The 7065-nt window shown below is 35.9% G+C and carries 3 protein-coding genes; 2 read left to right on the top strand and 1 reads right to left on the bottom strand.

All coding sequences use genetic code 11. The annotated features are described in order from the left end of the window. Positions 1 to 312: 312 nt before the first annotated feature. Entirely contained in the window at positions 313 to 1008 is a 696-nt protein-coding gene (locus EHQ49_RS16650) for an SH3 domain-containing protein (protein ID WP_135580735.1), read from the bottom strand. A gap of 355 nt (positions 1009 to 1363) precedes the next feature. Between EHQ49_RS16650 and EHQ49_RS16645 the strand changes: the two genes are divergently transcribed. Both EHQ49_RS16645 and EHQ49_RS16640 read left to right on the top strand, forming a co-directional pair. After that, positions 1364 to 2476 (top strand): MBL fold metallo-hydrolase, encoded by a 1113-nt coding sequence (locus EHQ49_RS16645; RefSeq protein WP_135580734.1) that lies wholly within the window; start codon positions 1364 to 1366, stop codon positions 2474 to 2476. Between the two features lie 720 nt (positions 2477 to 3196). Further along, the gene (locus EHQ49_RS16640; RefSeq protein WP_135580733.1) at positions 3197 to 6913 is read left to right on the top strand and encodes a fibronectin type III domain-containing protein; all 3717 of its coding nucleotides are present in this window, start codon (positions 3197 to 3199) and stop codon (positions 6911 to 6913) included. Positions 6914 to 7065 lie beyond the last annotated feature (152 nt).

The raw sequence follows: 7065 nt of genomic DNA, 5'->3' as shown, positions 1-7065 counted from the left end.
ATTGTAAAAGCTAAGTCCTAAATGACTTAAAACCAAACAACCATTGTTCACTCATAAACCTCGCTATCTCTAGCGGGGTTTTTTTATGTCTGAAGGGAATGTAAGGATCAGTGTTTGGTTTTTGAGATTTCTAATGTGACATAATGAGAGTGCGAGTCCACAAACCCCCGCCCGAGTTAGGGAGGAGGGGTGTGGCTCGTGGGATGTGCGAATTTCCCCTATACCATAATTAGTTCAATGGAACAAGTCACTCCTGAAAAACCGAGGTTTTATTTTAAAAGTGTTCACCTTTTGTAACTCGTACGACTTTAGTTAGTCCCCACCTTCCACAAAAAACAGCATCGACCATGAGTTTGCTTTTTTGGAAAAACCTACCCTGTAATCAAGAGGACCTCGCAAATACTGTTCGCAGATATATCCAATTTGCCCATCGGAAATACATACTTTTTTCCATACACAAGGTTCTCCTGGAAGTGCTTTGTTGCTAGTATTTGTTTCATCATATTCATTTTTTACAAACTCCCAGCTAAGCTGCGTTAGGATGGCTCCTTTTTTGGTGGGTTTATTTCGAACATTGACCGTGTTACCTATGATGAGTGATGAGTTATACATATCAACGGATTCAGGTGTTTGGTTAAACAGAAAGGGAGCTGACCAAATATTATCTTTAAATGTGAAACCAAGATTTATGGTTTGGGAAAGCCTGTTCCAAAACTCTGGATTTTTTGGATTTTTATCTAGTTTCCAATGTTTTAAGAATTTTGTTTTGCCCATTCCATCCTCGGAGAATGCAAAAGAAATCTGCGGATCAATTATCGAATCAATGAATTTGATGTTTTTCTCTTGGATCGCTTTCTCTAACTTTTGTTTGAAAGCAAAAAAATCTTTATCTTCTCGTGATGTATCTACCGGTTTTAAAAGGACTGGGTCAAATGGTTCGCAGGGTAAGATTTGTTGGGAATAACAAGAGACCCATATTAATAAGATCACGCCGATTCGGTTTTTCATTTTACTATGTCCATCCTATATGATTGGTAAAGGGTTATTTATATTTTGTTTGTATCTGTAAATTTTTGAAAAGAAGTGATTTGGGTTTCATTAAAAACTTGGACAGATAGCACATAGAGATAAAAAATTGAATCAAAAGACAACTCATTTTTGTTTGTTAGGGGTTGTTTGGGCCTGAGTCGGGATAACCATTCGATCTCTCTTTTATTTACCCTTTTTCAGGGGTGGTCAGAATTTTCAAGATTTCTGTTTCGGTTCTATCATTTCAGGACTAACTTCGCTGAAAAACGAAGATTTTTTTAAAAACTTCAATTGCCATTGAGTCTAAAAAAAGTTATCTATTGGCAGGAACATTTTGAAAAAACTTACGATTACCTTATTGTTATTTTTTGCAGTGACACAATTCCATTGTAGTGCTTTTGGGAAAGATCCTGATGGGGATCATTACGAAAAAATAAAAAAATCCACTCATTTTGATAAGGACCGGGATCAGTTTGTCAACCGAAGACCCGATGTTTTGGAAAAGATGCGGGAAGGGCAAAACTTCTTTTCTTTGTTTTTTAAGTTTTTCTTTGGTGGTGATAAAAACCAAAGGCCAGATGTTCGATTACCAGAAGAAAAGCCTGATTTTAAAGAGTTTTTGAAACCTGATGAAAGTATCAAATTTATCTGGTTTGGACATTCTACCTTTCTTGTGAATATAGAAGGAAAAATATTATTTTTTGATCCTGTGTTCTCTGAGTCTGCTGCTCCTTTTAGTTTTATGGTCAAACGATTCCAGGATGCTGTTGTAAAGTTGGAAGAATTACCGGTAATTGATTACATCATCATCTCTCATGATCATTACGACCATTTGGATATGCAAACCATCAAGTTTTTTGAAACAAAAAATACAAAGTTCATCACACCTCTGGGGGTTACTTCTCATATCAAAGAGTGGGGTGTATCAGATGATCGACTAACAGAACTTGATTGGTGGCAAACTTTGGACTTAGGAAAAATCAAAATTGTTTGTACACCGGCCCAACATTTTTCGGGAAGACGAGGTACCAATGGAAATAAAACCTTATGGTCTTCTTGGACTGTGATTGGTGAAAAAGAAAGATTTTATTTTAGCGGTGACTCCGGATACGATGTGCACTTTAAAGATATTGGTGATAAGTTTGGTCCCTTTGATCTTACCTTTATTGAAAATGGACAATACAATCCGATGTGGGAAGCGGTACATGTTTTGCCAGAACAAACTGCCAAAGCCCATTTGGATTTAAAAGGCAAAAGACTTGTGCCCGTTCACTGGGGGATGTTCAACCTATCCTTACATAGTTGGTACGAACCTGCGGAATCACTGGAGAAACAAGCAGAGATTTATAAAATTGATCTTCTCACTCCCAAGTTTGGACAAATTGTCAAAATTCGAGAACCCAACCTAATGGAACGTTGGTGGAAAAAACTCATTCCCTCGGAATGATTCTATTTCAATAAAATCAGGGAAATTTCGCTTTCGAGGTTTGTCGGGTAACCATCTGGGTGGGAGCACCTGAAGAGGTTGTCCTTAACCTAAGGAGAGGCACTTCTAAAGTAAAACTCGTGAAGAGGGTTGATTCGTAACAAGGTAGCCTCAGAATATTTTCCGTAAAAAAATATTCAGTAGTTGATAGTGAGACCCGTTGGGTTCCTCTTTTATAAAGGAACCCAATTACTTTTGTTAGAATTGTCGTTAGACTACGTTGTATATTATAAAAGCTAAGTCGTCAGAACTTAGGCCAAAAACCGATGTTCGCTCACAAACCGCACTCGTAACAAGCGACGTTTTTTATGTCCGGAGCGTAAATGAGGATCAGCGTATTGTCTTTGAGATTTCCAAAGTGACATAATGTGAACGCGAGTCATCAAACCCCCCCACCCGAGTTAGGGTTGAGGGGAGTGGTTCGGGAAACAGGGTTGGCGAATTAATTACTTTTAACGCACCATACCATGTGAGTTGTCTTTAAAGTAAAAATATTTTAGTTAATTATAAAATTCTAAAAACTATCTTCAATGCTCATAAGATAGTTTTCTAAGTGTTTTATTTCAGTCAAAAGTATGGTTAATAAATTATAATATAAGTAATCACCTTTTTCCCGTTATATCCCGTAAACTAACTTGACGTTTTTTGGTGTTTTTTCTATTTTTTCGTATCGGAAAAAATATGAAAAAAACGGCCTATCTTCTACTTCTCCTTTGTTTCGGGTGTACACAATACCTCATTCCAAAATCTAAATTTGATCGTGCATGGTATTCGGTATTAGCTGTTATTGGAATCAGTGCTAATGACGGTGAGTTGCCTGATCCAGTCGATATCGTTTCTCAGCCTAATTTGGCTCTTCCAACGGGAACTTTTTTTGATTCTCCAGATGTGTCTGTTTCTGTAAATACATCAAACATTGAAATACCGAGTCAAATTGGTAGTTTAAATGTTCCGATTGGAAAAGTATATGATATAGATCTAAAAACAAAACTAACTGAAGAGATAGATTCCGCATCAATCAAAACTGCCGTTTTCTCTGAGCCCGTCGTATTAGAATATTCATACAATAGAGAAGAACTTGAGAGCGCTGGTTTTTTAGAAGAGTTTCAAGTTTTCTATTTTAGCAAAATTTCAAACCAATGGGAACCACTACGCGAGATAGTTGTCGATCAAGAGAAAGGAAAAGTATTTGCAAAAACGGACCATTTTACTCCTTTTATTCTGACTGCCGTCCCAAAATTAGCAGGTACTGGAGTCGCGGCAGCTCCAGCATGTCTTTCGGAAGAAATGCCCATTAGCGGAAGTTCGGGTGCAGTCTGGACACAAATCAATGAGCACTTTAAATATTATAAAGATAGAAATTATACGTTAATCTCAAATAACGATTTTTCAACGTTAGATTTTTCTGGAGCTTATGGGATTGCTACCTGTAATGGAGGGGCGCCGTCACCAAACACAGATGATTGCGGACCTTTCTCCCAACATAAATATTATAATGGTAACGAATATATAAAGTTTACTGCTTTTGAAGATATAACTGTTTACGTTATGTATGATAGTCGAGGTAGTCAGGATGCAACGTGGCTAACCACAAATTCGTGGGTCCTTACAGATAAACAAATAACAACAACAGATGGCGTTGGTTATTACAAGGTTTATCAAAAACAATTTTTAAAGAACGAAGTTGTCACAATGCATGGAAACCGACAAGGTATACCTTCAAATGCGGGAGTCGAAACAAATTACTGGGTAGTTGTGAAGCCGAACGATTTAGGGGTAGCTAGTTGTTTGACGCAAAACAATTACCGCTACGTTCAAAATTTTTTTTATATAACATTGGCGGCTGCAGGAAGTGATTCTGCTACATTTTTATGGACGTATACCAAAGATCCAAGATTTGAAAATATAATAGTGCGTCGAAAAAAGAATTTTCCACCTTCGTCCGTTGAGGATGGTGTTTCTCCAAACATTTCGGAAATAGAAAATATTGGATTTAGAGAAACTGGTTTAGATCCAAATTCAACTTACTATTACGCAATTTATGCTAGAAATGCTGAAGGTGCTTTAAGTCTTCCCGATATTTACCGGATCGAAACAGGTTTAGATTCGGATAACGATGGTATAACAGATATTATTGAATCTAGTAATGAATGTTTATACAAGCCTTGGCATGATTATAATTGTAACTCAAATCCTTCCCTTGCAGATTCTGATGGTGATGGAAAGGATGATCTATTTGAGCTTATCTATAATACAAAAATGGATAGTTCGGATATAACACCACCGGTGATATCAAAATTTGAATTGTTATCTAAACCGATTACATCTCTTAACTATGGAATTTTCTATTTTGAAGCTGAAGAAAGTATCAATAATGAATTTCGTTATCTTATGACATATTCACCAATAAAGCCCAATCCATCTGCGTATGATAGTAAGATAAGGCCAGATAGAATTTTGGGCGATTCTTTGTTTACTCGATTGGGAGGAGATGGAAATTTCAAGGATTTCTATTTATGGATCAAAGATTCATCTGGAAATATATCATTACCCGCTGGGCCAATTCGAGTGACTCAATCAGGTCACCAGAGACCAAAGTACATCGCAGGTTTGTCTAATGGTTCCAGTTTTAATCTGCAGTCTCTGGATATAAATGGAGAATTGGTAAATGCTTATTCATCAAGCATTAATATGACATCTGTGTCTGACGGAACATTGCTTAAGAATTTGAAATGGGGAAAAATCCCGAGAGTATTTTATGTACAAGGATATAAAAATGGAATCGAAAATTCAATATCTGTTTTTTCTTCCGAAGCAGTTCCTGCCCATTTATTGCAAAGAATCAATGTTCCATATTTGGAATCTTTTATAATTTCCGACGACGGGAGGAATTTGTATATTTTAAACGGGGATTATGGTTATCGAATAAGTAAGTATATAATCCAATCTGATGGAACTCTTATCTTTGATAAAGAATCTGCAATAGTGTATGGCATGGGATTTGAAATGGTATATAATGGATTCAATCAATCTATTTATATTGCTAACGGAGATTTTTTGAATCAAAATCCGATTTATAGATTGAATGCAGAGACTTTAGAAATAGACCAATCTCCGCAATCTTTGGATTTGCATTATTTCACTTTGTATAATTTCCGATTTCATCCAGAAGGAAAATTTTGTTACTATTTATATCCTGGTAATGAATTTAATATAACCAAATGCGAAGTTAATCCATCGAATGGAAATCTGAAAATGAAAAGTAATGTTTTGGAAGCAGGTAATTTAATCCTGAATTTTGAAATTACTGCAGATGGAAATTATATGGTTGTGGTTTATGTAGATTATCCACAACTTCAATTTTATAATCTTATACTGTATCGAATCGACAAGCCAACAGGAAATTTAATTGAAACTGATCGAAAGGTATTATCAGGTTACCAATATCTAAATAAATTTAAAATAGATCAAAGTTCTCAGTTTGTCTTTTTTTTGAATAATGACAAGCAGATCAATTATTACATTATCAACCAAAACAACGGGAAATTCTATGGGCCAATTGCATCTAATTTGTCTGGCTATGAAAGGGAGTTTGAAGTTCAATCGGCTGAACATACAAGTTTCCAAGTGCAAACTAACATTGAGCATTTAAACCAGCCTGGATTTGTGCATGGCTACAATGATGTGAAATATCCATTGCCATTTGTTTCCCTAGTAGGGAATTATACCAATAGTTATCTTTTGAATCGAGCAATCAATCAACCGATTCGAATGAGTTCGCAAAATATGGACTTAAGTTATATGTCCTGCGGAAAAAAGGTATCAGATTATGAAGAAACTATCGAAATTAAGAATAATTTGGGGCAAGATAGAAGTCAAATTATCTCAGGAAATATTTGGAATCGCACAATTTCTATACAAAATCTCGTTAGCGATATTTCATTTTCGGGTAGATATCGATTGCATGATATTTCTTCCAATTGCAAACCAAATCTACCGCAATCGTTCGTTGATTTCAACATAACGAAAAAACGCATATCTCCTGTTTATTTAGATCTAAAACTTCTTGTAGGTCAAAAACCAACAGACCTAGATGCGTTCACAAGTGTTAACCATTCAGTAATGAATGGGCAAGTTTCCCCTAGCTATTACTATCGAACTACTTGTACGATACATGAATATGGATGCAATTTTATTAAAATAGATAAGCCAGCAAAAGTATTTTACTGTGATTGGCATCATGCCACGAAAGTCTTCGAATATTATAGAAGCCAAAATCAATGTTTTGAGAAAGAGCCGAATACACGTAGATTATTTCATCTTACTTTGATCACTAATGTTGATCATTCCGTTGAAACAAGTATGCGCTGGAACAAATATAAAATCACTGAACCTTAATTGTTTTCTTTTGAAGGGTGAGAAGCGGTCGCACTTTGCGACCGAAGCCTAGAACCCAACCTAATGGAACGTTGGTGGAATAGAATCATTCCTTCGGAATGATTCTATTTGATACCAGAGGCAAATTTTTCTTTCGCGAGTTTGATGATAGT

The sequence above is a fragment of the Leptospira perdikensis genome (genome assembly GCF_004769575.1).
Lineage (GTDB): Bacteria > Spirochaetota > Leptospiria > Leptospirales > Leptospiraceae > Leptospira_A > Leptospira_A perdikensis.
This window is presented reverse-complemented; position numbering and strand designations above follow the sequence as displayed.